This is a genomic window from Anoxybacillus sp. PDR2 (assembly GCF_009834045.1).
Taxonomy (GTDB): domain Bacteria; phylum Bacillota; class Bacilli; order Bacillales; family Anoxybacillaceae; genus Anoxybacteroides; species Anoxybacteroides rupiense.
Window position 1 is genome coordinate 299,319 of record NZ_CP047158.1, and the last position, 24,255, is coordinate 323,573.

25 protein-coding genes are annotated in these 24,255 nt (G+C 39.2%); 15 read left to right on the plus strand and 10 right to left on the minus strand.

All coding sequences use genetic code 11. From position 1 onward, the window contains the following. Window positions 1–182: 182 nt before the first annotated feature. Window positions 183–356, minus strand: a complete 174-nt coding sequence (locus GRQ40_RS01520; protein ID WP_159719234.1) for a hypothetical protein — start codon at window positions 354–356, stop codon at window positions 183–185. A 2,095-nt stretch (window positions 357–2,451) separates the two neighbouring features. Here GRQ40_RS01520 and GRQ40_RS01525 point away from each other — a divergent pair. The 6 genes from GRQ40_RS01525 to GRQ40_RS01550 all read left to right on the plus strand — a co-directional run bounded on the left by GRQ40_RS01525 (window position 2,452) and on the right by GRQ40_RS01550 (window position 6,609). Then, a complete protein-coding gene (locus GRQ40_RS01525) occupies window positions 2,452–2,610 on the plus strand; it encodes a hypothetical protein (RefSeq protein WP_159719235.1) in 159 nt (52 codons plus the stop codon). A gap of 1,351 nt (window positions 2,611–3,961) precedes the next feature. After that, window positions 3,962–4,111: a hypothetical protein gene (locus tag GRQ40_RS01530; RefSeq protein WP_159719236.1), complete on the plus strand. Its 150-nt coding sequence runs from the start codon at window positions 3,962–3,964 to the stop codon at window positions 4,109–4,111. 672 nt (window positions 4,112–4,783) lie between these two features. Continuing rightward, on the plus strand, window positions 4,784–5,011 hold the full coding sequence (locus tag GRQ40_RS01535) for a hypothetical protein (protein ID WP_159719237.1): 228 nt from the start codon (window positions 4,784–4,786) through the stop codon (window positions 5,009–5,011). 35 nt (window positions 5,012–5,046) lie between these two features. Beyond that, a complete protein-coding gene (locus GRQ40_RS01540; protein ID WP_159719238.1) occupies window positions 5,047–5,556 on the plus strand; it encodes a DUF6426 family protein in 510 nt (169 codons plus the stop codon). Window positions 5,557–5,703: 147 nt separating this feature from the next. Continuing rightward, a complete protein-coding gene (locus tag GRQ40_RS01545) occupies window positions 5,704–5,961 on the plus strand; it encodes a hypothetical protein (protein WP_044744740.1) in 258 nt (85 codons plus the stop codon). Window positions 5,962–6,420: 459 nt separating this feature from the next. Continuing rightward, window positions 6,421–6,609: a hypothetical protein gene (locus tag GRQ40_RS01550; RefSeq protein WP_159719239.1), complete on the plus strand. Its 189-nt coding sequence runs from the start codon at window positions 6,421–6,423 to the stop codon at window positions 6,607–6,609. Between the two features lie 173 nt (window positions 6,610–6,782). Here the strand turns inward: GRQ40_RS01550 and GRQ40_RS01555 are convergent, their stop codons facing one another. From GRQ40_RS01555 to GRQ40_RS01565, 3 genes are read right to left on the minus strand one after another with little or no spacing between them, the layout of a single operon-like run. Continuing rightward, window positions 6,783–6,959: a transposase gene (locus tag GRQ40_RS01555; RefSeq protein WP_159719240.1), complete on the minus strand. Its 177-nt coding sequence runs from the start codon at window positions 6,957–6,959 to the stop codon at window positions 6,783–6,785. 13 nt (window positions 6,960–6,972) lie between these two features. Further along, a complete protein-coding gene (locus GRQ40_RS18390; protein WP_236546382.1) occupies window positions 6,973–7,272 on the minus strand; it encodes a hypothetical protein in 300 nt (99 codons plus the stop codon). A 57-nt stretch (window positions 7,273–7,329) separates the two neighbouring features. Continuing rightward, the gene (locus GRQ40_RS01565; RefSeq protein WP_370514195.1) at window positions 7,330–7,596 is read right to left on the minus strand and encodes a helix-turn-helix domain-containing protein; all 267 of its coding nucleotides are present in this window, start codon (window positions 7,594–7,596) and stop codon (window positions 7,330–7,332) included. Window positions 7,597–7,912: 316 nt separating this feature from the next. Between GRQ40_RS01565 and GRQ40_RS01570 the strand changes: the two genes are divergently transcribed. Beyond that, window positions 7,913–8,422, plus strand: coding sequence for a hypothetical protein (locus GRQ40_RS01570; protein WP_159719242.1), 510 nt, complete (start codon window positions 7,913–7,915; stop codon window positions 8,420–8,422). Window positions 8,423–8,426: 4 nt separating this feature from the next. Beyond that, the gene (locus GRQ40_RS01575; protein WP_159719243.1) at window positions 8,427–9,125 is read left to right on the plus strand and encodes a SurA N-terminal domain-containing protein; all 699 of its coding nucleotides are present in this window, start codon (window positions 8,427–8,429) and stop codon (window positions 9,123–9,125) included. A gap of 1,607 nt (window positions 9,126–10,732) precedes the next feature. On the opposite strand, the gene GRQ40_RS18885 is transcribed toward GRQ40_RS01575, so the two are convergent. The 5 genes from GRQ40_RS18885 to GRQ40_RS01590 all read right to left on the minus strand — a co-directional run bounded on the left by GRQ40_RS18885 (window position 10,733) and on the right by GRQ40_RS01590 (window position 15,556). After that, a complete protein-coding gene (locus GRQ40_RS18885) occupies window positions 10,733–10,822 on the minus strand; it encodes a putative holin-like toxin (RefSeq protein WP_221212134.1) in 90 nt (29 codons plus the stop codon). A gap of 531 nt (window positions 10,823–11,353) precedes the next feature. Beyond that, window positions 11,354–11,950 (minus strand): response regulator transcription factor, encoded by a 597-nt coding sequence (locus GRQ40_RS01580; protein ID WP_082063503.1) that lies wholly within the window; start codon window positions 11,948–11,950, stop codon window positions 11,354–11,356. Continuing rightward, entirely contained in the window at window positions 11,922–13,049 is a 1,128-nt protein-coding gene (locus tag GRQ40_RS18395; RefSeq protein WP_236546383.1) for a sensor histidine kinase, read from the minus strand. The genes GRQ40_RS01580 and GRQ40_RS18395 overlap by 29 nt, the downstream gene beginning before the upstream one ends. 33 nt (window positions 13,050–13,082) lie before the next feature. Beyond that, window positions 13,083–13,886 carry a hypothetical protein gene (locus GRQ40_RS18400; RefSeq protein WP_236546384.1) on the minus strand — a complete coding sequence of 268 codons (804 nt, stop codon included), beginning with the start codon at window positions 13,884–13,886 and terminating at the stop codon, window positions 13,083–13,085. A 596-nt stretch (window positions 13,887–14,482) separates the two neighbouring features. Further along, the gene (locus GRQ40_RS01590; protein WP_066148989.1) at window positions 14,483–15,556 is read right to left on the minus strand and encodes an undecaprenyldiphospho-muramoylpentapeptide beta-N-acetylglucosaminyltransferase; all 1,074 of its coding nucleotides are present in this window, start codon (window positions 15,554–15,556) and stop codon (window positions 14,483–14,485) included. A gap of 308 nt (window positions 15,557–15,864) precedes the next feature. Between GRQ40_RS01590 and GRQ40_RS01595 the strand changes: the two genes are divergently transcribed. The 7 genes from GRQ40_RS01595 (at window position 15,865) to GRQ40_RS01625 (ending at window position 23,423) form a co-directional block, all read left to right on the plus strand. Next, window positions 15,865–16,587, plus strand: a complete 723-nt coding sequence (locus GRQ40_RS01595) for a polysaccharide deacetylase family protein (protein WP_066148990.1) — start codon at window positions 15,865–15,867, stop codon at window positions 16,585–16,587. A gap of 11 nt (window positions 16,588–16,598) precedes the next feature. Then, window positions 16,599–17,195: a DedA family protein gene (locus GRQ40_RS01600; protein WP_066148991.1), complete on the plus strand. Its 597-nt coding sequence runs from the start codon at window positions 16,599–16,601 to the stop codon at window positions 17,193–17,195. A gap of 14 nt (window positions 17,196–17,209) precedes the next feature. Next, window positions 17,210–18,349, plus strand: coding sequence for an MGDG synthase family glycosyltransferase (locus tag GRQ40_RS01605; RefSeq protein WP_066148992.1), 1,140 nt, complete (start codon window positions 17,210–17,212; stop codon window positions 18,347–18,349). A 274-nt stretch (window positions 18,350–18,623) separates the two neighbouring features. Continuing rightward, window positions 18,624–19,715, plus strand: a complete 1,092-nt coding sequence (locus GRQ40_RS01610; protein WP_066148994.1) for a D-alanine--D-alanine ligase — start codon at window positions 18,624–18,626, stop codon at window positions 19,713–19,715. A 32-nt stretch (window positions 19,716–19,747) separates the two neighbouring features. Then, entirely contained in the window at window positions 19,748–21,127 is a 1,380-nt protein-coding gene (gene murF, locus GRQ40_RS01615) for a UDP-N-acetylmuramoyl-tripeptide--D-alanyl-D-alanine ligase (RefSeq protein ID WP_066148995.1), read from the plus strand. A gap of 61 nt (window positions 21,128–21,188) precedes the next feature. Continuing rightward, window positions 21,189–21,881, plus strand: a complete 693-nt coding sequence (locus GRQ40_RS01620) for an alpha/beta hydrolase (protein ID WP_159719244.1) — start codon at window positions 21,189–21,191, stop codon at window positions 21,879–21,881. 126 nt (window positions 21,882–22,007) lie between these two features. After that, window positions 22,008–23,423, plus strand: coding sequence for a degradosome RNA helicase CshA (locus tag GRQ40_RS01625; protein WP_159719245.1), 1,416 nt, complete (start codon window positions 22,008–22,010; stop codon window positions 23,421–23,423). Window positions 23,424–23,480: 57 nt separating this feature from the next. On the opposite strand, the gene GRQ40_RS01630 is transcribed toward GRQ40_RS01625, so the two are convergent. Then, window positions 23,481–24,083 carry a rhomboid family intramembrane serine protease gene (locus GRQ40_RS01630; RefSeq protein ID WP_066148998.1) on the minus strand — a complete coding sequence of 201 codons (603 nt, stop codon included), beginning with the start codon at window positions 24,081–24,083 and terminating at the stop codon, window positions 23,481–23,483. Window positions 24,084–24,255 lie beyond the last annotated feature (172 nt).

Consider the following 24,255-nt stretch of genomic DNA (forward strand, 5'->3'; position numbering starts at 1 on the left):
ATATCCTATTTCATCAAAATGAACATCATAAATATTCCCTAAATATAATATAATAAAATCACTAATATAATACTAACTATTAAGATACTTAATATTCCTATTGCTAGTAGTCCATTTGCTAATATCCTCTGAAGAACTTGCATTAAATTAGTGTTCCACCTACTCAAATCTGCCAAAACGCTCTACCTTACCTTAATTCTCAATGCATCATTTCCTGTATAACCATCCATTATTTGTTGTTTTGTAGATTTATTAGGGTATATACAAGTTTTCTTATTTAATTCTACGGTTCTTGGATGTTTTGAATCTGTTTGCTTATATAATTCTTCAACAACACATATGTGAATTAATTCCATTTTTCGCCTCGTTGTTTACATTTGAAAAGATATCGCTCCATTTTTTTATTAAAAATTCTATTCTTCAGCCTTTGGTTTGAAACAAATGCGTCCCTCATCAGTCATTCGTTAATACTTCCTACGTGCTCTCGCTCCTTTCTCATTACTTCAATATAAGAGGCGATCCATTTCCGTTTTTCTAATCACTTTAAAGAAAGATAAGGATCGCTTCCTTAAAATTTACATCACTTTTAATCCGAATCATGTTAGCAATTTCATATCTGTACATATTATTTTTGTTTAGGAGGGATAATAATAAGTGTATTAATATGGCCCTGGCCCCTTCAGAAATTCTTTATCAACTTTCAATTATGCCTCTCATCATATCTATGTTTATATCAAAAAATGTAATTATAAGTATATTTTATAAAAAATTCCTAATAATACAATATAGTTTTTTGATAATTATTCCATAACGCTTGCTTTTATTCTGATTCCATGCAATTAGCAAATTTCCTTTTTTCAAATATATAAATTCATTTTGAAATTCTGATTATCTTATATCTATCCTTGCCTACAGTACTCTCAAACAGGTGAATCCATCAAAACAAAAAGAGTTTCAATCGAAAATGAAACTCGTAAAAAAACTTGTCCAATAACATAATCATTTATGTATAAAGATTAAGATTTTATCCAGGACTACCAGGCTTTTCGTTCTGTAAGAAGCAGGAAAGACAACGAATAATTTCTGCATAAAAAATCCACCAACTTCGAAATCATATACAGTGACCAAGATACTCAGCAAAGGACTAATAAACGCTTTTATACAACATTCCAAGGGGAACATCATCATGATTTCTAATTTTGTTATCGAACATGCAATGAATAGCGAAATGGATCCTCTTTTACAGGTGTTATTTCCATGCATAAATTAACTTTTTTATAAGAAATATCCTCTTTATAACAGGGCAACCATCGATTTCGAAAAAATCATGGTTAAAATGTTTCTTTTTAAAAAATTATTTGTTCTCGCCTCTTTACGTCAATTTGTGAACATACTCGATCGATTTAGATAATTTTAGAAAATGTACGGACTCCAAGCGGTTCAACATTTATCTACATTTTAAATGGTTTCGAGAGAAAGGGTTTTTTGCTTTTAACATTCAGCTTCTCAAAGATTGAGAAGTTCGGTATCCCTAAATCGTCATAGCAGTCTCTATGACTCTCAAGCAATATGGGGATTTCGACTCTAAGTATTGGTTAAAAGCATACAAGTTACACCTTTGGTACAACCTGATAGAAGGCATCATGTTATCACGTGTCTCTTTAAAGCTGAGAATCGAAATGATGTAGCCGTTGCCGGCGAATATGTCTTTAAAAGAGTGAGAGATTAAGTTTGCCCTTAGAGATACTGCCTACGGCAGTGAAAAATTCAGTAAATGCTCAAACAGATTGAAGTCCCTTTTATTTCATCCATCAATTCCTAAAACAGTGATAAATGAAAAGGTGCGTATGATTGAGTGATTATTCCATTGTTGGACAAATTTTGAGTGTTTACTTTAGATTTGCAACACTATCCAATACATATATTAAACGGTTTGCGCTCTCCTTCGACTTTTTAAGACATAACGGAAAGGTTGAAGAGATTGATATACATCATGCGGATAGGACATAAAACTTAGATCCTCAAGAATCTTACTGTTTCACTACATTTCCCAAATTTCAATCGTTTTTTACAATTTCGAATCCCCCTATCGTTCTCCTGTCTTTTTTAAGATTTACAACTCTTGCTTTTAATCTATCAAATAAAATGAGAAAAAACATCCGTATTTTCCGCAATTTTCATTGCGGAAAATACGGATGTTTTTTCTTATGGTACGACGATTTTTCTAACATCACATAATCTCTCGGAAGTAGAAAAAATATGCGATACGATTGCGATTATGGAAGGTGGTGTCATTTCGAAAATCGGAACGATGGAACAATTAAGAGAGATGTATAACCGGGCGATTCAGTTGCTGATAAAAGTAAAAAAAGAACATAATTTTATTGCGAATTCGTTAAAACATGATGCTGGTGACTTTATTTCCAATGTGCAAACATCGGGCGAATATTTATGTTGCGATCTTTTGCGCGGGAGTCGGACATTCCGAAGCTTATTCATTATTTGTCACGTCAAAATATCGATATATACGAAGTAAAAGTAGAAAAAGCGACACTGGAGGATATTTTCTTTGATCGTGTTACGGATCTCCATCCGTTGCTAATCAGTTAATGTTATCGTAGACGAAAAGGAAAATAGGCAGTTTGAGATTTGTCTTGAAGCTATTTATAAAGTTTTTGTTTAGAAAATATGAAAAGGTTGAAGTAGCGGATAATAAAGGATCAAAACGGTTTATGATGCATATTTCAGCATCACCTTTTAGAACAACGAACGCTTTACGGCAAATCTGTTTGTCGTTGCGTTCTTGTTCGAGGGAAAAGTTTTGCCAAGTCCTATTTTATTATCACATTCAATTGCCTCTCTTCCCATCACTAGAAAAGTGCGTCATTAAAATTTCATTCTTTTTTTGTTTTTTAGTATTTTTTTACAGCCGACTTTACGGAAAATACGGATGTTTTTTATTGTTAAATATAGTAATGTGTAAACTGTAAGCGATCAATGTTGATGAAAAAAGGGGCGAGGTTTATCAGAAATCAAACTGTCGATGGGATAGTGAAAGGAATATTAGCCACATCGCTTACGACCGTCGTTGTGTTAGGGGGAGGACAGGCGTCATTTGCGGTCTAGCCTCAGCAGGAAGTTGTTAAATCGGGTACAGGTATCATTGCTCCTCAGTCTGTTGTTTCCAAAACACAATCAGCCGTTTTTGAGGCAGGGCAAACTACTCACACGTTAACGATTACAGGAACTTTCGAAACACGATATAGCAATGTTCATAGGAGATCAATATTTTCTGGGATTAAATCGATAACTTCGAGAGTAGCAAGTGGTGTTGGAAGCTGGAAACAAACAGGATATGAATACGAGCTAATTGATGGTGGTCGTACTTATGTTATTTATGTATCAGGAACATATACAATAAGTGGACAATCTTATCCGGTTACGGTAAGTATAGAATTTTATTGCAATGCGGATGGTTCCGTTAGTTAATGTAAAAGCCTCACTCATGATGAACGGGTAACGAAGAGGCAGATCATTATTATAGTCAAATCGTTGGCTAAACAGTTGAATCCAGAGGATATGGGAAACGTACAGCCAAATAATCATCTACACGACGAGGAATATTGCGAAGTCAGGGAAGAGCGGAGAAATTGACGGCATTTCCCTGATTCTGTTTTAATTCTTGTTCAAATTTAGAATAACTCCTTTAAAGAAAAGCGGATGATAAATCGTGTTGGAATTTTATGTTTATTTTTCATCTGAAGCAGCTGCTTAATAAAAGGAAGCTATATGCTGGAGCTAGTGTATTATTTTTTTTGGTTTTGTTGATTGTCGGATTCATTTTGTTCTTTTCAGATGATAGGCAATCAAGTATGGAGTATTCATGAAGTCTTCGTGCTTGTGCAAATGATATTGATTCTTTGCATGTTTTTTTATCTTCTCCATTCAAAGGAGCTTCTTTATGGCGTTCAGTTATTTTTGTGGATGGCTACCGGATCATGTTGGAGAAAATGAGAGTGATGTTGGCCGTACTGCGGTTTCTCGTCGTCTGCATGTTCGGACCGCTCGTTTTCAGCGTTATGTATGGCTTGATGGTGGCGATGTTTCTTGAAACAAAAAAGAGCAGCTTTTTTATCATTTTCATTGAAAGAAAAACAAGCTACCGTGCATATAAAGTTCTCCCGTGTGGAGATAACAAATCCAACGCTTCAACTGTACCATAAGTATTCGATCCGATATCGATTCAAGTCAATCATCAATGAGTCAAATCTGCAAGAAATGGAGATATCGTGACCGTTTCCTTGACTGAATGTACCTCCTCTCTCACGTTTCGCTATGACATCGTGGATATAAAGCTTCATCCCTTATACGAACGGACGAGATGGTTCTTCTTGCCGATAAAGCGTGGTATCTAAAAAAGAGAGCATCACAGCTATATGGGTTTACCATTTATGGAACAAAGGAACGGATATGGCGGGATGAATTCACAGACCAATTGCTGTCGAAGGAAAAACATGATTTTATAACGAAGGTAATGGGTTCTATATTGTTTCATTCATTACAACTGTATACTTATTTACAATGGGAGATAAAAATCAAATGTCGGGAAAGGCCATTGCGGCAATTGCAGTTAGTTTTTTAGCTTCGTCACTACCAAATATATTTCCAAAAAAGAGATCTAATAAGGAACGAAACTCTTTGCACTGAACTTCACTTAGAGGTGGGAGACTTCTCGATGAATGTCAAATTATAAATGCAAATACATAGAGAGGAGAAATGAATCTTGAATAATGTTATTGAAAAAGGTTTTATGTACGGTTTTGTCATAGGAATCACTTTAGCATTGATATTTGTCCCCTATAAAACCGTAACACATATGTCAGGAGGGATGACAACAACGGAGTATAAGGAAATACCTGAATATATTATAAATGTACTTAGAGTGAGTTTTAGTAGTGGAGTTATTGCCTCTGCAATTAGTCTGGCTTTATATAAAAAAAGAAAAAACTAAAAATTAGCACGATTGTTGAAATAACAGATCCGGAAGTGCTCAAAAAATTAGAACCTTCTACTTCTGATCAGGGAGCGAAAAAATTAGTGGGTGTTGCGGTGGCATACATTCAAACTGAAAATGAATCTTTTTTAAAAAATAATTCTATAGTGACACCTCAATGGGCAAGTGGTTACTATTTAAAGAATATGAGTAGAGGAGAGGCGTGCGGTACTAAAATCATTAGACAATCTACTTTTGCAGGACCAGCGACTGCTACATTAAGTGTAAAGGAAGGCGTTAACGCTTCATGGTCATCTAATACCAATGTGAGTGCTGAGGTAGTTTCGACAGGATTGGGATTTAATGTAACGAAGAGTTATGAGGTTTCTGATACTTATCAAATTAAAGTTCCATCAGGGAAAACATACACGATAGTGGCTAGGCCGTATTACCAAACCTATAATTTTGATGTTTGGTACGATCCGATTATTGGAAGCGATTATAAAGCAGGATATGGAAATGCATTTAAACCAATCGGAGTATGTTTTTATTACTATGAATAATAATTTACGGAAAATGCGTACAGAAGTAAGTTTCTCTATGAGAAATTTACTTCTGTTTTTTTATGGTTAATTTGGAATAAAATTTAATGTATAATTAAATTTATCTCGTATTGTTTTTGTATACAATGAAAAGGAGGAAGAGGGAGAATGAATATTTTAAAAGATCCTAATAAAATGAAGTTTCTTTCATTAGTAGTGGCCCTTATTGGATTCATTTTGATTTTAAACAGTCCGAAATTAGGAAGTACATCCACTTCATCATGGGTCCGATCAATAGGAGGTAGTGTGGGATCGGACGAATATTTACAAATGTTAAAAGGATATATGGACTCTTATAGAATGATAGGAGCTATTTTATTATTTACAGGATTATTTTCTTTTTTCAATAACAAGGGGAATAGATAGAATGAAAAAAGAAAGGGGTTCACATTCCATAACATCTATTGTTCCCCCTATTAGATCATAGCGGTACAGAAAATCAGAGCCGGAAGCTTCTCTCCTTTACTTACCGTTTGGATGTTTTTAGCTTTTGGCGGAATCATTGTTTACCTTATAATCTGGCATCTCTATTTAACAGGAGACATAAATCGGCTTCCTGCTCATAAATGACCATTCCGATGATGTCGGGGGGCGAAAGAAGTGTCACTGCTGCAAAAACAGCCATACGTCATCGCTGCTGATCCTCCATTTTTCTCGACACCTTCGCTTTGGCCGTATTTGCGATCCGCTTTTTTTCTGTGACTCATTCGCCATATTCCCCTTATTCCGTTTGCCATTACCGGATCGTGCTGGTTGTTGTTATTGATCTCTTATCATTCTAAGTATATGCCGCCTAGCGGAGCCTTTCCGTTGGGGGGTTTTGAGTTGGGACGAATGAAAATACGGATGTTTTTTCTCATTTTATTTGATAGATTAAAAGCAAGAGTTGTAAATCTTGAAAAAGACAGGAGAACGATAGGGGGGATTCGGGATTTTAAAAAACGATTGAAATTTGGGGGGAAATTGAAAAAAGAGAGTTTTTTGGATTTAAGTAATATTGTTTTGGTGAAGTAATTATATAAAACGGATTTAATTTTTCGACATGGAGCGTAGGCGATGCCTACCCGACACAATACGTGATTGGACCTTTTGGAAATCTCGCTCAAAAACGAGTTCATGGCTTCTTCGATTGAAGAACGGGCCGGATGAAAACAATTCGCAATCACCGTTTCTTTAAGCCATCTCTATCATCGCTCAATGGGGGTTAAATCCGGTGAATAAGGCGGTAAATCAATTAACAAAATTCGTTCGTTCTTCGCAAGAAAATCCTGAATGAGTTGGGAATGATGAATGGTGGCATTGTCGACGACCACGGTAGTCAACTTCTCTTTGTAATGATTCGCCATCAACTGAAGAAACGACAAAAATTCCCCCTGTTTACAAGACGAGAAGGTTTTGGTGCAACACTTCTCTCGTTATCGCGTTCAGCGCACCAAATAAGGTCACACTCGCATGATGTCCATACGTGAGCACTTGTTTTTGTTTGCCTATTTCTGACCATGTGGCATGAAGACTTTGATAAGTGCGAATATGCGTCTCATCTTGATACAGGAGGATCATGTTATGATTCAGAAGTTTTTTTATTAGGTCGATTTCCTGTTGAAACTCCTGTTGTTTTTCTGGATCCGCTTTGGCCAACACATAGGTTGGTGAGTATCGCTCAAACGTAACCACCAAAGCATACGTAAAATCCCTGTACCACTCATCTCTATACCATAGGTACGGCGCACATTCTCACGAATGATCGGTGTCGTCCGCCCAATCGATAAGATAATCAGAAAGGGACGTAGCTAGAATGACTTGCTTGAGTTCGTTTTGTCGTTCGGCTGTTAAAAAGCAGGAGGGTCCCAGTCCGCATTTTCGCTCTAATAAGGCCTCTATTCCCTCTTTATGAAACTTTTTAACGTAAGTAGCCACGGATTGACGATAAGGATGACATAAATGAGCGATTTCTTTTCCAGTATAACCTTTCATGACAAGACGAACCGCTGTAATACGCAGACGTAAGTGAACATGGTCTTGTTATTTCTCGAACTTTCGTCAATCAGTGGGTGTAAGACCATGAGTAATCATAAGACGTGCCATAGTTTCTTCTGCTCCTTCGTTCTTAAGTTCTAACTATAGAGTATGGACAGGAACGAAGAATGATAATCCAATCAGGTCGAAACAGTTAATCAGCTATATATAGAAGTTAAGATGACTAAATACTGTAAATTAAAATTAACTTCTTTCGGCATTCGGAGGTGGAAGATCAGTGTAGGTACAGAGAGCCCCATTTTTAATTTGTCCATAATAAATAAAAAAGGAGGATATTTTTGTGAAGAATAAATATCTTAGTATTTTTGTACTTGCATTCCTTTTTCTGATTTTATCCCCTGCATTTGCATCGGCATCAACACACAATAATAAGTCCCATGATTATGAGGTTCATGTCGTTTATTATGCTTCCGGGGGGATACTGGTTCCTTTTACAGTTGGTACGGATATAACAATGAACATAACAGTTAGTTATCCAGGGAAGATTATTACGTATGAAGATATATATGCATATATTGTTAATGGAGCTCTCTTTCCATTCAAATGTAGTTTAAATGTAGGTACTATTAAATATTATAAAGATGATTCCTACTGGTCAACCCATTCCCTTCCTTATGTAGGTAGTTACATTGCAGATCCTAATAATATAACAGGTTTTAGATACGGAAAGCCCAATACCGATTTAGTTGATAGTAGTACCTATAAGGCAATAGGAGCTGTAACATATAGTAGTTCAAGTACAACTCCTATGTCATTTGTTGTTGATACTACTGAAGGAGTGGTGGATTAATTTTATGGAAAAATCAAAACGAATAAAGTTAATACAACTTACACTTATTGTAGGATTGTGTATTGTAGGATTAAGTTTTTCAAGTGTTTTTCATCATTCTTCACATGTAAAAGCTGAAAGGGAATCTCTAAATCAAAACGCGTATCTTTATTTAAAACTAGAGCACAAAAAAATAAAGGAACAGGCTGTAAAGCCTTTTCTAAAAATTAATGGGAAATCTTTTACTAATAAAGAGTTTAACGAGTTCCAGATAAGCAGAAATATTGTAGAATTAAATAACGGAAATTCATTATTAAGTGATGAACAAATAAAAGATGAGTTTATTCAAAATGCTGTGTTAGAAGAAGAGGCTGAAAAACAAAATATTGTTGTTGATGAAAGTGAAGCAGAAAAATTTACAAAACAAATGCGTCAAATATTGGAACAATCTTCTGACGAATATGCAATACAGTTTCTCCAAGACTATCTTTCGGCATTAGGTATCTCTGAAAACGAATATTGGAATCAGTATGCTGTGTTAGCATATAAAAAAGCTTTAAAAATCAGCAAATTGAAACAACAGTTTTTTAATGAACAAAAAGCTAAAACTAAAGATGTTAATATTGATGAACTACAAAAGGCTTGGGAAAAATATCAGAAGGATTTGGTAAAAAAATCAAAAGTAGAATTTATTCAAGGATCAATATCGGAAGAAAGGAAGTGATGAATATTAAGGATATCCACGAAACACAATCTATGGAGAAAGCCCATAATACGGAGAATGATGAAATCTTTTCTTCAATCGAGGATTTACAAAATATAGTATCGGGAGGGAAATTGAAAAGAAGCAGCCTTAATTTTAAGATTTATCCTAAATGGATTAAATATGTAGGGTATTTTATAGTTGTAAGTATTATTCTTATGCCCTTGATTCTATTAATTCTTAATTTATTGATTTAACGTGAAGGACCTTGGGATTTCAATGGTGTATGAAATTTTGTATTTAGAATGCTGCTAGGGCAAAAGAGAAAAGGTAGGTATTCTCTAATTTAGGTCACCCATGGTGTTAGCTGGACATGACAGGCACATGATCGATCCCACTTGATCCTCAACATTTGCCCCTAAGTAAATCGATTGGATCTGGCACCACGAGTTTTAGTCCAAAAATCTTAAGGAAAGGAGAATCCTACCTAATTTTAAACTTCTAAACTTCCCATCAAAAGAAGCCTCCAACTTCTGAATGAAAGGAAAGTTGGAGATGAAGTTTGGTAGGCGCATAGTAAAGTCATTTCTCTCGATTTTTTGTGATATAATCAGCCCAAGATAAAAGAACAGCTGTTTTTTATGAAATGAGGCTAGTCATTCAGTATTACCTCCTACTTACGATGCTCTTGTTCAAGTCGTAAAAGACCGCAGAAAAGAAATAAGCGCTCATGGAAACAAAATATATTTTTCCGGATAACGACCAATCTTACAAAACTGTCGTATCTAATCCTTTTAGGCCATTCTAGAAAAACACATTGCATTACTAATTAGATATAAACGAAGATACGGGAAAAATCAGGATTTCGACAATGCTGGTGATATCGAGAGCGTTCAGGAAATCGGTCGTTTGAAATAAACGTTCGACCATCAAAAAGTGCCAGGCTCATTCGAGGGAAGACCTAATTGCTTTCTCAAGACATATATGGCGATGATGATCTCATCGCCTTGCTTCAGCAATGGTGATGTCAGCGCTGTAAATACACTAGAATCACAGAAAATTTGATTGTCCAGCTACTCAGAAAGCTTGTATAAAGCTCTTGGGCAGTACAACGATTATTATTTTATGATTTAATATCCAGAAGAGCTCTCCCGTTACACGTATGTAAAGCAGTCCCAGCCTGTAAAGGGCCCTCTTCATGAAAATGGGCAGCTTTCCAATAGCCTTGTGATCGAATCTTCATGGAGCGCTGCGATCTCAGAAGCGTTGATTCAGAAATTACATAAAGGGGAATCTAGGTATAATCTGGTAATATTGGATCAAGAACGGTCGCCTATTCACATATTCAATGATGTTCAGTGGTATCAAACCTTTAGTAAAGATTTGAGTGGTACGGCGGACGAGGCGGGCATAGAATAAGATACATGGTGGAAAATGCTCTATTTTGCGCCGCATCGGCTTCCATTTTACCGAATGAATCATGTATAATATATATAAAAGATCTGTATAAATAAAATAAGGCCAAGGATGCTGCAACACCCTTGGCCCTGCAATAACACGGTTCCCTGCAAGGGGGATCAGCCATATGGGGAAATAGTCCACCGATGGGCTGCTAACTCAAGGGTGGGCTATTTCTTTTGGTGAAAGGATAGAATAGAAACGATTAAGCTTGCGAAAGCGATCGCAAACATTAACGCTTCAAACACCGTCATCGGCATCACCCCCTTTCTGAGGATAAAGGGGTTACATGCCGATCCACCCTTGAGTTCTCCCGTATTATTGCCTTTCTATTATACAATATATTTACAACTGTTGGAAACGGAAGATCGAGAAGATTGATGTTTTGTTTTGTAGAAATGTAGACAAGGGCCGTTTGATTTTTCGACATGGTTTACAGCAGTCCAACGACATGTGAAAGTACACGGCTGACCGTTGCCCTTTTGCCTCATGCTATGGGCAAAAACGCCAGCGAACACATGACATGTGTCTGATGAACATTCGCTGTTGGTTGGAAGTATGTCGGCGACCGCGGAAAAGCGGCGAATCAGATCGTTTTTACGGAGAGATACGGAGGAATCCATGTCTATTTTCAAGTTGTATTTATATAGATAATATTCTGCCCCTTGTTGATTTTTACGAAGTATACACAGAAGGGGCTTTGCGGCAAACGAAAAAAGATAGAATACTTGGTTAGCTAGAAAAAGAGGAAAAAATGGCCGAAGGGGCCTGTATCCCTTCGATAGATTGAATTAAATTAATCCTAGCTTGATCGCTTTGACAACGGCCCCTACTCTTGAATCGACATCAAGCTTTCGGATAATGGAAGATATGTGGTGTTCGACCGTCCGGCGGCTTATCTTTAGCTGCTCGCTAATTTCTGCATTGGTATGGTCTTCAGCAATCAGCCGAAGAATGGTTAATTCCATCTGAGTAAGAGGAGGGCTATAATGAGTTAATCGGTCGGTTGGAAACACTTTGATCCCTAGATAGCTTTGTTTAATAGCGTTAGCCAGTTCCAATGAGGAGTTCTCTTTTGTTACAAACGCATATGCTCCAGCCTCATAAGCAGCGTGAATGTATTCGTCATAATCGTATCCGGATAAAATGACGATTTTGCATGCTGGGTATGATCGGGTAATTTTCTTTGTCCACTCAATTCCGCTTTCTTCTTTCATTTTTATATCCATGACAATAACATCAGGATGATGCTTGCGTATTTCCTCTAGCAAGCCGGCAGGATTACAAATGGTGCCGACGATTTCGAAATCTGTTTTGTCCTCTAGCAATTTGCGAATTCCCTGCATCATGAGCAAGTGATCATCTACTAATAATACTCTGATTTTCATTTGACTCCTCCCCGTCTATTTCGATTGGCAGAGAAATGGATACACATGTTCCGGCTCCAGGTTCCGATTGGATGTTGAGAGTGCCTTTTAGCTGATTCACCCGTTTTTGGATCGTCACTAAGCCTAAATGGCGGTTTTGCAATAATGCTGATAAATGGTTGGGCATCTTAAATCCAACACCGTGATCTTTTACTTTAATATGAAGATCATGCTGTGTTTCCACAACGGAGACAAGAATGTCTTTTGATGACGAGTGTTTTATCGCATTGTAAACCAATTCCTTGATGATTCGAAATACTTGGGCAGAAAGAGCGACTGGGATGTTTTTTAGCTGTGAGCGATAGTCGATTTGTAAAATAACATTATAGTTCATTTCACATTTTCTTTTTAATAAAAAGAGGCTGTGCTTTAACCCTAAGTCTTCTATGACGGCAGGGTATAGCTCATGGCACATTTCTCTTATCTCAAAGATGCTGTTGCGAATCCCTTCTTCGATCTCTTTCAAAATATCTTTGTTGATGTTTTGACTTTTGTTGAGCCATTCAAGCTTATGAAGAAGCAGGATTAAATTTTGCAATATTTCATCATGAAGAAAATCAGACAGCTTCCTTTTTTCTTCTTCTTGTTCATTGAGCAACAGCCAATGAGACTGTTCGTGAATAAGCGACTCTTTCATAGCTTCCTTTAATTCGTTTTCAATTTGTTGCAATGTTGCGGAGCTAGCGAATAACTCCGTTGCATCGAGGCGAATTTTTTCAATCAGCTCTTGTTCTTCCTTTTCAAAAATGGTAGCCGTCGTTTTTTCGCTGATGATAATCCATCCTCGTATCGCATTTTCTATCTTCATAGGATAGAAGAAGATGCTTTTTCCATGGATATGCGCTTTGTTCGTGTGGTCTCTCTGATAGAGATATGACAGCAGCTGTGCATCGTCAAAAGGCAGGAAAATTCCTGTTCGGTGCAAAACAACGGGAGCGCTATCATTTTTCCATATTAGGCATACGCCGCTAACATGCAGGGTTTGATGAATTAAATCAGCAACCAGCTTGGCGCAATGCCCCAAATGCTGCCCATTCAGCAATTGCTGGAGAATCAGCAATTTTTCCTGTTGAATTTTTTGATGCTTAAGCTGCTATTTTTTCATTTTTAAAGGCTCCAACCATCTATTCATCAGACTATAAACAACGAAAGCACAGATGAGCAAAGTATTTAGTAAAAGCGCTGACGGTAAGCTGAAATCACTCAGTATCCATGACAATAAATTAAATACAAGCAAGCCCGAAAGAATAGCTAATAACTGAAAGCTGATTTTGCGCAAATGCTCTTGAAAGTCAATGATTTCTTGCTTGGTTAGTAAATAGGATATTGTGATTGGAAAAACGATGATGCTGCTTAAACTATAATGAAAAGGGATCCCAGGAAGCATAGGGAGCACATCAGGAATCAAGCTAAAAATGATAACAGGAACAAATGATAAAATAAGGCCAAAAATTAAAAGATACATTTGATTTTTCACCTTATCGGAATTCGAGCGAATATGTAAGAAACATAGAACGATGCAAGCGAGCAGCGAGATAATAATGTTGGCGACAATACATGGCCGCACCATCATTTGAATAATAGTGTCATGCTGTGCCCCAGCTAAAAAATAAAGAAATATGCTAAAAACCGCAATAAATAGTGTGGACGTTCGTACTTTCCGGAAAAACGCCGGTTTTGTAGACGAAGGGAAGTGTTCAAAAAATTTTAATAGATAGTAAGGTGCTAATGAAATGGAAAGAACCTCTACATCCTTTGCCAGTTTTATATTCCAACTGGAAGGAGTTGCTAAAGCAATGGCTAGCCCGCTAATCAGCATAAGGACTAGGAAATACTGTACGACAACTGAATTTGGTTTTTGGGTATAGCTGTAAATTCCGATGAATAAAAAAGACATTCCTATAAATTCCATAAAATAACACCGTTGCTCAACATATTGATCATCCGCTATTGGCAATATATAGCAAAATATGATCACAGACATAAATATCATAACAAACTGTAGAGATCTTTGAGTCATACTATCCCTAACTTTCTAAGTGAGTTTGGAGAGAATAAAGCATTTGGACATGCTGAGCTATTGCTAGCTTAGACTTTCTCTTTCGAAAGTAAACTCAGATGCTATGATGGAATATTTTTCTATTAATGTTTGAGTTATTCCCCATAAATTTTGGTTCATAATACCTACCTCCAATTGAATTTTATACTAAAATTTTACACTATATTACATGATTTGTCATTGTTTTTGGAGAAAATAGAGATTCTCTATAGGTTAATTTGTGGAAAAATAGGGGTTTTTGATCATATATAAAATGCGGCTTGAAGATTTAATAAATAATGATCTCTGGAAAGTGGAGGATTGAAAAACAAAGCGAGTTATATAAATTCGGATGGAAAAGTCACAATAAACGGATGGGGTCCAAAATAAATGGTAGACAAAGTAAAAATGACTTTGTCTACCATATGATAACGGCTGTTGCTTTGTGTTCGCTTTTATTGTTTACTCGTTTCTTCAATCAGCGACAGCAGTGTATGTAGAGCGTCCGTGGCTTGGGAGCGGGTCATGTTTTCGATATAGTTGGCTTTGTTGCGATAGAGCTGGTAGATGGCTTCGCGCAGGGAGTCATTTGTTAATTCTTCCTCCATTAACACATCGGCATATCCTGATTTTTTAAATGAACGTGCGTTTAAAATTTGGTCGCCGCGGCTCGCTCCTTTAGAAAGCGGGATAAGCAGCATCGGCTTTTTTAATGTTAAAAATTCAAAGATGGAATTTGAGCCGGCTCTTGATAAGACAATATCCGCCATCGCCATGATATGCGGCAGCTCCTCGTGGACGTATTCAAATTGTTTATAACCCTTTTCAGCGGCGAACTTTGGATCGATGTTCCCTTTTCCGCAAATATGGACGATTTGAAAATCAGCGAGCAAGGTTTGTAAATTGGCGCGTAATGCGTCGTTGATGCGTTTAGATCCAAGACTTCCGCCCATGACGAGCAGAACGGGTTTGCCTTTTTCAAATTGGCAATGCTTCCGTCCTTTGTCGGCACTTCCTTGCTTGAGCTCTTCCCGAACGACCGCTCCGACATAAATTCCCTTTTGCTCGTTTACGTGCGGTAGTGTTTCGGGAAAGGTGACGCAAATTTTGGTGGCAAATGGCATCGCGATTTTATTGGCCAACCCTGGAGTGATATCTGATTCGTGGATAATCGTCGGTACGCCATTCAACCAAGCCGCGACAATGACAGGGACGGAAACGAATCCGCCTTTGGAAAAGACGATACTTGGCTTTTCTTTTTTGATCAGGTGGTATGCTTCGAATGTTCCCTTCAATACCTTGAAAGGATCTTTAAAATTGTTCCAGTCAAAGTAGCGGCGCAGTTTTCCTGTGGAAATGGGGAAATAGGGAACATTTTCTACTTGGGAAAGCAGCTCCCGCTCGATGCCGTTATGTGAACCGATATAGCCAATGCTCCAGCCGCGTTCCTTTAATTTTGGAATTAACGCAATATTAACCGTTACATGGCCCGCTGAACCGCCGCCGGTAAGCATAATTTTTTTATTCAATGTTCATCACCTGTCTTTTATTCATGATTAGAAAATCTTCTCCATATTCTTATCCTTTGAATCTTTTTTTTCATCGTTCCGTATTGTATTATAGCAAAGAACTGTGTACAAATCTTTGAAAATAACAGGGATAAGAAAATGCGGAATCATCAGAGGCTTAGTCTTCCTGCATTTCGCAAGCCAGAACAGCCATAGGCAGAGAAAAGCACCTGAACGGAGTCGGAAAAAGGAGCACAAGCGATCAGAAACGGCTGTTCATGAATCATCATGGAATGGATCGCCAGTCTGTATTTTGAAGAGGTGAATGTATGCGTGGCTTGCTGATTTTGTTATGCGTTCTGTTGATCTATGGAATGATTCCAACGATATGGATCCGACGAAACGCATGGCGGATTTACAAAAAGGGAATGAGAAAGGGAGCCGTTGCATTAACATTTGATGACGGTCCCGACCCATATTATACGCCGCAGCTGCTTGACTTATTAAAAAAGCACGATATTAAAGCAACTTTTTTTGTTGTGGGAACAAGAGCAGCAAAATATCCCGATCTGATTCGCCGGATGGATCGGGAAGGACATGAAATCGGCCTCCACAATTACCGCCATATTAGCAATTGGATCTTGTTTCCTCCGTTTTTGCAACGAGGATTGCGCAAATCGGCGTTGATCATTGAGAGAATTACGGGAAAACGGCCCGTTTATTATCGGCCTCCTTGGGGTCATTTCAATTTATTTACATGGACGCTGCAAGCGAAGTATCCCACGATTATGTGGACGCACATACTCGGGGATTGGAAAGAAAGCATTGGTGTCGATGAATTGCTGCGCCGTTTAAAAAACGGGTTGCAGGATGGAGCGATTATCGTGCTTCATGATAGCGGAGATACTTTGGGAGCGGACAAAAAAGCACCTGCTCATATGTTGAAAGCACTAGAGCTGCTATTTGCCGAAGAGGAGGCAAAAAAAATGGAATGGTTGACGATTAGCGAAGCGATCAATGCACACACTAACAAACAGACTTTACGGATGTAGTGAGGAACTATATGGATACCAATATGATGTTTTCGTATATACAATCGTATGGATATATCATGATTTTCCTTTTTATCTTTTGTGGAATTGTGGGAATTCCAGCTCCTGAAGAAAGTCTGCTTTTTTTTCTAGGCGTCTTAGTTTCCCAAAAGCAATTAGAATGGTCCTATTGCTTTCTCATTAGCTGGTTCGGTGCTACAATGGGGATGATAACGGGTTATGGAATTGGCCGATACTTTGGTCATCCGTTTATGAAGAAGTACGGAAAATATGTAGGAATCAAAGCAGAGAAATGGGAGCGAGCCAATGAGCTGTTTAGAAAATATGGAAAGTGGTTGGTTTTGTTTGGGTTCTATTTACCTGGCGTGAGACAAATTGTTCCGTATATGTCTGGCATGATTCACTTTCCTTTCCTGTTGTTTTCGCTGCTGGCATGTATAGGGGCGCTGCTTTGGACGGTTCCCATTATGTTATTGGGGATGCTTTTAGGCCGCCATATGCATATTCCGCTTGCGTCGATTCCTTTAATTGGACTGGCTCTTTTTCTACTCTTTCTTGCCGTCATGTGGATTAAGCATGTTTTAAGCAAAAAACAATTTGAAAATTAAAGGGAGCTATCGTCATGATGAGAGTTCTTGTATTGCCGTTATTTCAAATGAGTTCTGGACATCACAAAGTGGCCGATGCGCTCATGGATTTTTTAGAGCAGCAGTTTTCATTCGTTAGTTGTAAAAAGGTGGATTTTTTAAGCTATTGCAATGAATACATTGAAAAGTTGGTTTCCGAAGTGTATCTTCGCTGGATACGTTCACATCCTTCTTCCTATCATCATATTTATAAGATGCTGATGTATCGCGATGTTCAAAAGATGGAATGGATCCATTTGGAGCCATGGATGCCTTATTTCGAACATAAAATGAAGCGGATGCTTGAAAAAGAGAAGCCGCATTTTATTATTTGCACACATTCATTTCCATCGAGGATCTTGCATCGTTTAAAAAGAAGGCATTTAATTGATATTCCTGTTGTTAATGTATATACAGATTTTTTTATCAACGGTATTTGGGGGAAAAAAGCAATCGACTACCACTTTGTCCCGCATCAAGAAGCGAAGAAGGAGTTAATCACAAAATATAAAATTCCGAAGGAGCGCATTGTTGTTACCGGGATTCCTGTTCATGAGACGTTTATGACACGGAAAAATGGATACAGGGGCACCTCCTATCGCCCGCATTTATTGGTCGCTGGCGGCAACCAAGGGCTAGGCAACATTCTTGATTTTTTTCGAAAAATGAACGGTACGAATCGATTTCGTTATTCTGTTTTATGTGGAAATAATAACGAACTGTATGAAGAAATTTTGCGCTGGAAGCAGCCTCATATCCAGCCATTCTCTTATATTTCCAATTGTGAAGAAATGAACCGTTTATACGATGAGGTGGATGCTGTTATCACCAAGCCTGGAGGGGTCACGGTGAGTGAAGTGCTGCACAAACGCATCCCTCTATTTACCATTGGCTATTTGCCGGGGCAAGAGCAAATCAACTTGCGCTATTTAGAATCAAAAGGGCTGATTTACAATTTAAGTAGATTGGAGCATTATGAGCAAAAAATTTGGCGTGTGCTGCATGACCATATGGAAAAAAGCCGTTTCCATCGCCGGGTTGCCGAATATTTTTCGCAAATTGAGCAAACAGCGCAGGACTCATTGAAAGAACTGATATTAATGCATGAAAAGAACCAAAAAGTGCTCTCGAAATGATCAAAAAAGCACCGTTTACCAACTCAGGAAACGGTGTTTTTCTTTAGGAGTGGCAAAACAACCTGCCTTTCTCATATATATAGGCAGATGGATAGATATAGATCGTTATTTTGCGTCTGAGCATGGTTGGAGGAAGATTTTTTGGCAGTCTAAGCGGAAGTGTTTAAAAGGGAAAATAATGGTTATAAATGATTGCTCCAGTAAAAAGAATCATACGAAGGAGATTGAAACATGGTACAATAAAAATTGTGAAAAAAGAAGAGGGGGATTGTAGATGAAGACAACCATTGGCGTCTTATACGGCGGAAAATCGCCTGAACATAAAGTATCACTGCAAACAGCTATGGCGGTGATGAATGCTATTGATCAAACAAAATTCGATGTCATTCCCATTTATATCACCAAAGAGGGACAATGGGCCAAAGGAGAAAAACTGACAAGTCCTGTTCAAGATATAAAGCAGTTGGAAATGAAGCCAGAGGCAAAAGAAATTTTGCCTGTCGCTTTAAATCAAGCGCCAGTTTCGGCGATCAGCAGCGAGCGTCAGGAGGAAGAAACCATTGATGTGATTTTTCCTCTGCTGCATGGACCAAATGGCGAGGACGGAACGGTGCAAGGCTTGCTTGAACTATTAAATCTTCCTTATGTAGGGAATGGTGTGCTAGCGTCAGCAGTGGGAATGGATAAAGTCATTATGAAGAACTTATTTGCGCAAGCTGGATTACGTCAAGTGAAGTATGTGGCGTTTTTGAGAAAAGAGTGGACGCAAGATGAAAAAAAGGCTTATGATAAAGTAGAAAGAGAGCTTGGTTACCCTTGCTTTGTCAAGCCAGCTAACGCCGGATCGAGCGTAGGCATCACGAAATGCAAAAAACGCGAAGATCTCGAAGCAGCTTTTGCTGAAGCGTTTCAGTATGATCGCAAAATTATTGTAGAGGAAGCCATTATCGGTCGTGAAGTAGAAATCGGAGTTATTGGAAATGATAACCCAATATGCTCTGTAGTTGGCGAAATTGTTCCGAAAAAGGAATTTTACGATTATCAAGCTAAATATGAGGACGGAAATACGGAACTTATTATTCCTGCTGATATTACAGAAGAACAATATCAAACCATTCAACAAATGGCGATTGCCGCTTTCAAAGCGCTTGATCTTTCGGGACTTGTAAGGGCTGATTTCTTTTTAGCGGCAGACGGAACGGTGTATATTAACGAGATTAATACGATGCCGGGATTTACTCCATTTAGCATGTTCCCGCTTCTTTGGAAGCACACCGGCGTTTCTTATTCGGAGCTGATTGAAAAGCTCGTTCAGCTGGCGATTGAGCGGCATGAAGAAAAGCAAACGATCACATATACGTTTTAAATGATACAATGAAGGAATGAAGGGGATTTACAATGATTGTTCGCACATTGCGCGCTGTTGAAGAAATGGTAGATGGAAACGGCCTTGCCGAGTCTTTTTATGATACAGCGATCAAAGGTGTTTCGACAGATACGAGAACGATTCAGCCGGGAAATTTATATATTCCACTGAAAGGTGCGAATTTTAACGGCCATGCTTTTGTAGCAGACGCGTTTGCGAAAGGAGCAAGCGCAGCGCTTTGGGAAAAAAATGAAGCGAATCCGCCGACCAATGTTCCGCTTATTTTTGTCGATGACACATTGCAAGCCTTGCAGCAGCTGGCCAACCGTTACCGGAAACAACTGGCTGTAAAAGTAGTCGGCATCACAGGCAGCAATGGAAAGACAACAACAAAGGATATGGTCTATGGTCTATTGGCTTCGACCTATAAAGTGCAAAAAACAGAAGGAAATCTTAACAATCATATTGGAGTGCCACTGACGCTTCTTCGTTTAAAAGAAGATACCGAAATAGCGGTTGTCGAAATGGGCATGAGCAATTTTGGCGAGATTGAGCTTTTGTCCAAGATCTCTGAGCCTAGTGTGGCCATTATTACAAATATCGGAGAATCTCATTTACAAGAGCTAGGCTCACGTGACGGCATTGCTCGCGCAAAACTGGAAATCGTTTCTGGTTTACAGTCTGATGGTGTGTTTGTCTATTACGGAGATGAGCCGCTTCTGCAAACAAGAGTGAAAAATATAAAGCGGCCTTTGCGTATGGTCACATTTGGACAAAAAATAGCGAATGACTACTATCCAACCGACATTTCATTGGAGGTGAACGGCACCTCATTTACCGTGAATCAGGCACCAGATTATCGTTTATTCCTTCCAATTTTAGGGCGTCACCACGTATATAATGCGCTGGCGGCGATTTCGGTGGCGCGTCTGTTTCATGTCAGCTGGGAAGCCATTCAAGCGAGTTTGGCTGAGCTGCAAATGACGAAAATGCGTATGGAAATCATCAAAGCCGTCAATGGGGCTACGATGATTAATGATGCGTATAACGCTAGCCCAACTTCTATGAAAGCAGCATTAGAGCTGCTGTTCGAATTGACGGGATATGAGAAAAAAATCGCCGTGTTAGGCGATATGCTGGAGCTTGGTGATCAAGAAATTGAGTTTCATCAACAAATTGGCCGGATGCTTCAGTCTGAAAAGCTTGATTACGTATTGACGTATGGCAAGCGCGCTGGACATATTGCGCTCGCCGCTCAACACTCGTTTCCAAGCGGCCGTGTTCAAGCGTATGACGATAAGCAAGCGTTGGCCAGGGATCTGCGTTCCATTGTTTCGGCCCGCGATCTCATTTTGTTTAAAGCGTCAAGAGGAATGAGATTAGAAGATATCATCCGTGACTTACAAGCGTAAGGTGTTGGAGGATACGAAATGCGTATGCCTCCCCCTTTCTTTTTGTTGGGGGTGATGGCGGTTGATTGGCTGCTTGTGTATTCACGGCTTTACGGGAGGACCCTATGAGGTTGAGCCGCTTGCTCGTTATGTGCAAGAACAGACCAATTGGCTTGTCGAATTAACGATCTTGCCTGGGCATGGTGAAACGCTTCAGCTAAAAGGAATAATGTACGACCAATGGCTTGCGGCCGCAGAAGCAGATTTGCAGCGTGTAATGAAAAAGTGTGAGATCGTTTATCTGGTCGGCTTTTCAATGGGAGGGGTAATTGCTGCTTATTTAGCAGCGAAATATCCAGTGGGCAAAGTTGTCCTGCTAAGCCCTGCTTTTTATTATATCAATCCTAAGCAGATGCTTCAGGAGATCAGTGGAATGATTCATGCTGGTTTACAGCGGCAATTGCAAGAACATCCGGTATTTGTCCGTTATAAAAAGAAAATCGTTGCAACACCGCTAACTGCGGCGATGGAGTTTCGCAAATTAGTCAGCAAAGTTCGCCCGCAGCTTGCCGATGTACGCGTTCCAATCTTGATTGTCCAAGGAAGCCTAGATGAGATTGTGCCCGTAAAAAGCGCTCAGTATGTATATACAATGGTAGGATCCACGAAAAAGAAATTATTATTTTTGCCTTCATCGCGTCATCAAGTTTGTTACGAACCTGATCGCCATGCGCTGTTTGAAGCGGTCGTGCATTTTTTACAGGAAGATCTTTGAAAATGGTATTTATTGCACAAGAGGTATAGAAATGGTATGATAAATTCCATAATGTCCAAGGCCCATCTTTCCCTTGGAAAGAACGGTTTTGAATAGTTTAAGGAAGTAAAAGGAGAATGAATAGAATTGACAACATTTCAAGAGTTAGGATTAAGTAATGAATTAATGAGAGCCATAAGTCGAATGGGGTTTGAAGAAACCACTCCGATTCAAGCAGAGACCATTCCATTAAGCCTGCAAAATAAAGATGTGATTGGGCAGGCACAAACCGGGACAGGAAAAACGGCCGCGTTCGGTATTCCGTTAATTGAAAAAATAAATCCAAAAACGGACGTGATTCAAGGGCTTGTCGTTGCTCCGACTCGCGAGCTTGCCATTCAAGTATCTGAAGAGCTCTATAAAATTGGAGCGGTCAAACGTGTCCGTATTCTTCCAATTTATGGAGGACAGGATATCGAACGACAAATTCGCGCATTGAAGAAACGCCCGCATATTATTGTTGGAACACCAGGAAGAATCATCGATCATATCAATCGCAAAACGATTCGTCTAGATCATGTGCATACCGTTGTGTTAGATGAAGCAGATGAAATGCTGAACATGGGATTTGTTGATGATATTGAAGCGATTTTAAGCCATGTGCCGACGAAAAGGCAGACGCTTCTTTTTTCAGCAACGATGCCTGAGCCTATTCGCCGCATTGCGGAGCGCTTCATGGACAATCCGCAGCTTGTCAAAGTTAAAGCTAAAGAAATGACGGTTCCCAATATTGAGCAATACTATCTAGAAGTTCAAGAAAAAAGAAAATTTGATATTTTAACAAGGCTGCTGGATATTCAAGCGCCGGAGCTGGCGATTGTATTTGGCCGTACGAAACGGCGAGTGGATGAGCTGGCCGAAGCGTTGAATTTGCGCGGTTATGCTGCTGAAGGAATCCATGGAGATTTAAGCCAAGCGAAGCGGCTGTCCGTGCTGCGCAAATTTAAAGAAGGAGCAATTGAAATTTTAGTAGCGACTGATGTAGCAGCACGCGGGCTAGATATTTCCGGCGTTACACACGTGTATAACTTTGACATTCCGCAGGATCCAGAAAGCTATGTTCATCGCATCGGCCGTACAGGCCGTGCCGGAAAAACAGGAATGGCCATGACATTTGTGACGCCTCGCGAAACAGGACAGCTGCACAATATTGAAAAAACAACAAAACGCAAAATGGAACGGATGCGGCCGCCGACGCTCGACGAAGCGCTAGAAGGGCAGCAGCGAATTGCAATTGAGAAGCTCTTGGCTGTTGTGGAAAGCGAGAATTTATCGTTTTACAAGCGAGCTGCCGAGGAGCTTTTAGAAGAGCATGATTCCGTTTCTCTTGTAGCCGCTTGTATCAAAATGTTGACAAAGGAGCCAGATACAACACCGGTAATGCTGACGGAAGAGCCGCCGCTGCCAGCCAAAAAAGAGAAAAAGCGGATCAATCGCAAAGGCGGACAGCCAAAAGGGGCTGCGCGAAGCCCGCAATCGAAAAAGCGGCGCGTGGCGCGATAAGAAAAAAAACGATGCGAAAGGCATCGTTTTTTTGTTCCCGTAAGCCCGGAAGTTGTGCTAAGGATGATAGGGGTTGGGATGAGAAGCGATGAAAGGGGCGATGATGGCTCCGCTTAAAAATCCGAAAAAATGTGCAATAATGTTTAGGTTGGCTCCTGTCAGCGTGACGACAAACCCAATCAGCAATATAGCGAAAATGATATGAGCGTGCGGTCTTTGAATAATGTGTTGATGAAAAAAAGCAAGGTAGCTGTAAATGCCAAATAGACTAAAAACGGCTCCTGAAGCCCCAAGGTGAGTGTACATGGGAGGTGCAAGGAAGAGAGTGGCGATATTGGCCAATATTCCGCCGCCGATGTAAGCTAAGAAAAATCTCCATTTGCCAAGAATTTTTTCCAAGGCAGGTCCAAATAGGATCAGCGAGACGGAGTTCACCAGCATGTGTACAAGGTGAACGTGTAAGAAAAGAGGGGTTATGAGCCGCCAGTATTCCCCTTTAAAAATAACGAGATTGAAGCCAATAAGTGCCTTTAACAAATTGTTAGAGAAGGAGCCAGGAATTAAAAAAATCAGAAAGAAAACGATGTGGATGAGAACAAGGAATGAAACGATTGGATAAAGCCGGAAAAATGTAGATGGATTTTCCGTGCGAACAAACATAAAACCGCCCCTCTTTTTAAGCTGTTGGTTTAAACGTAGCGACGATCGATTGAAAAACCAAATATGCTGATCATGGTTGGTGCAACGATGAATATAAAAAATAAATAACGTTTGCATGGAAGTCATGTTTAAGCTATATGGATCAGGAATATTCGAATGGTTGTTTATTAAA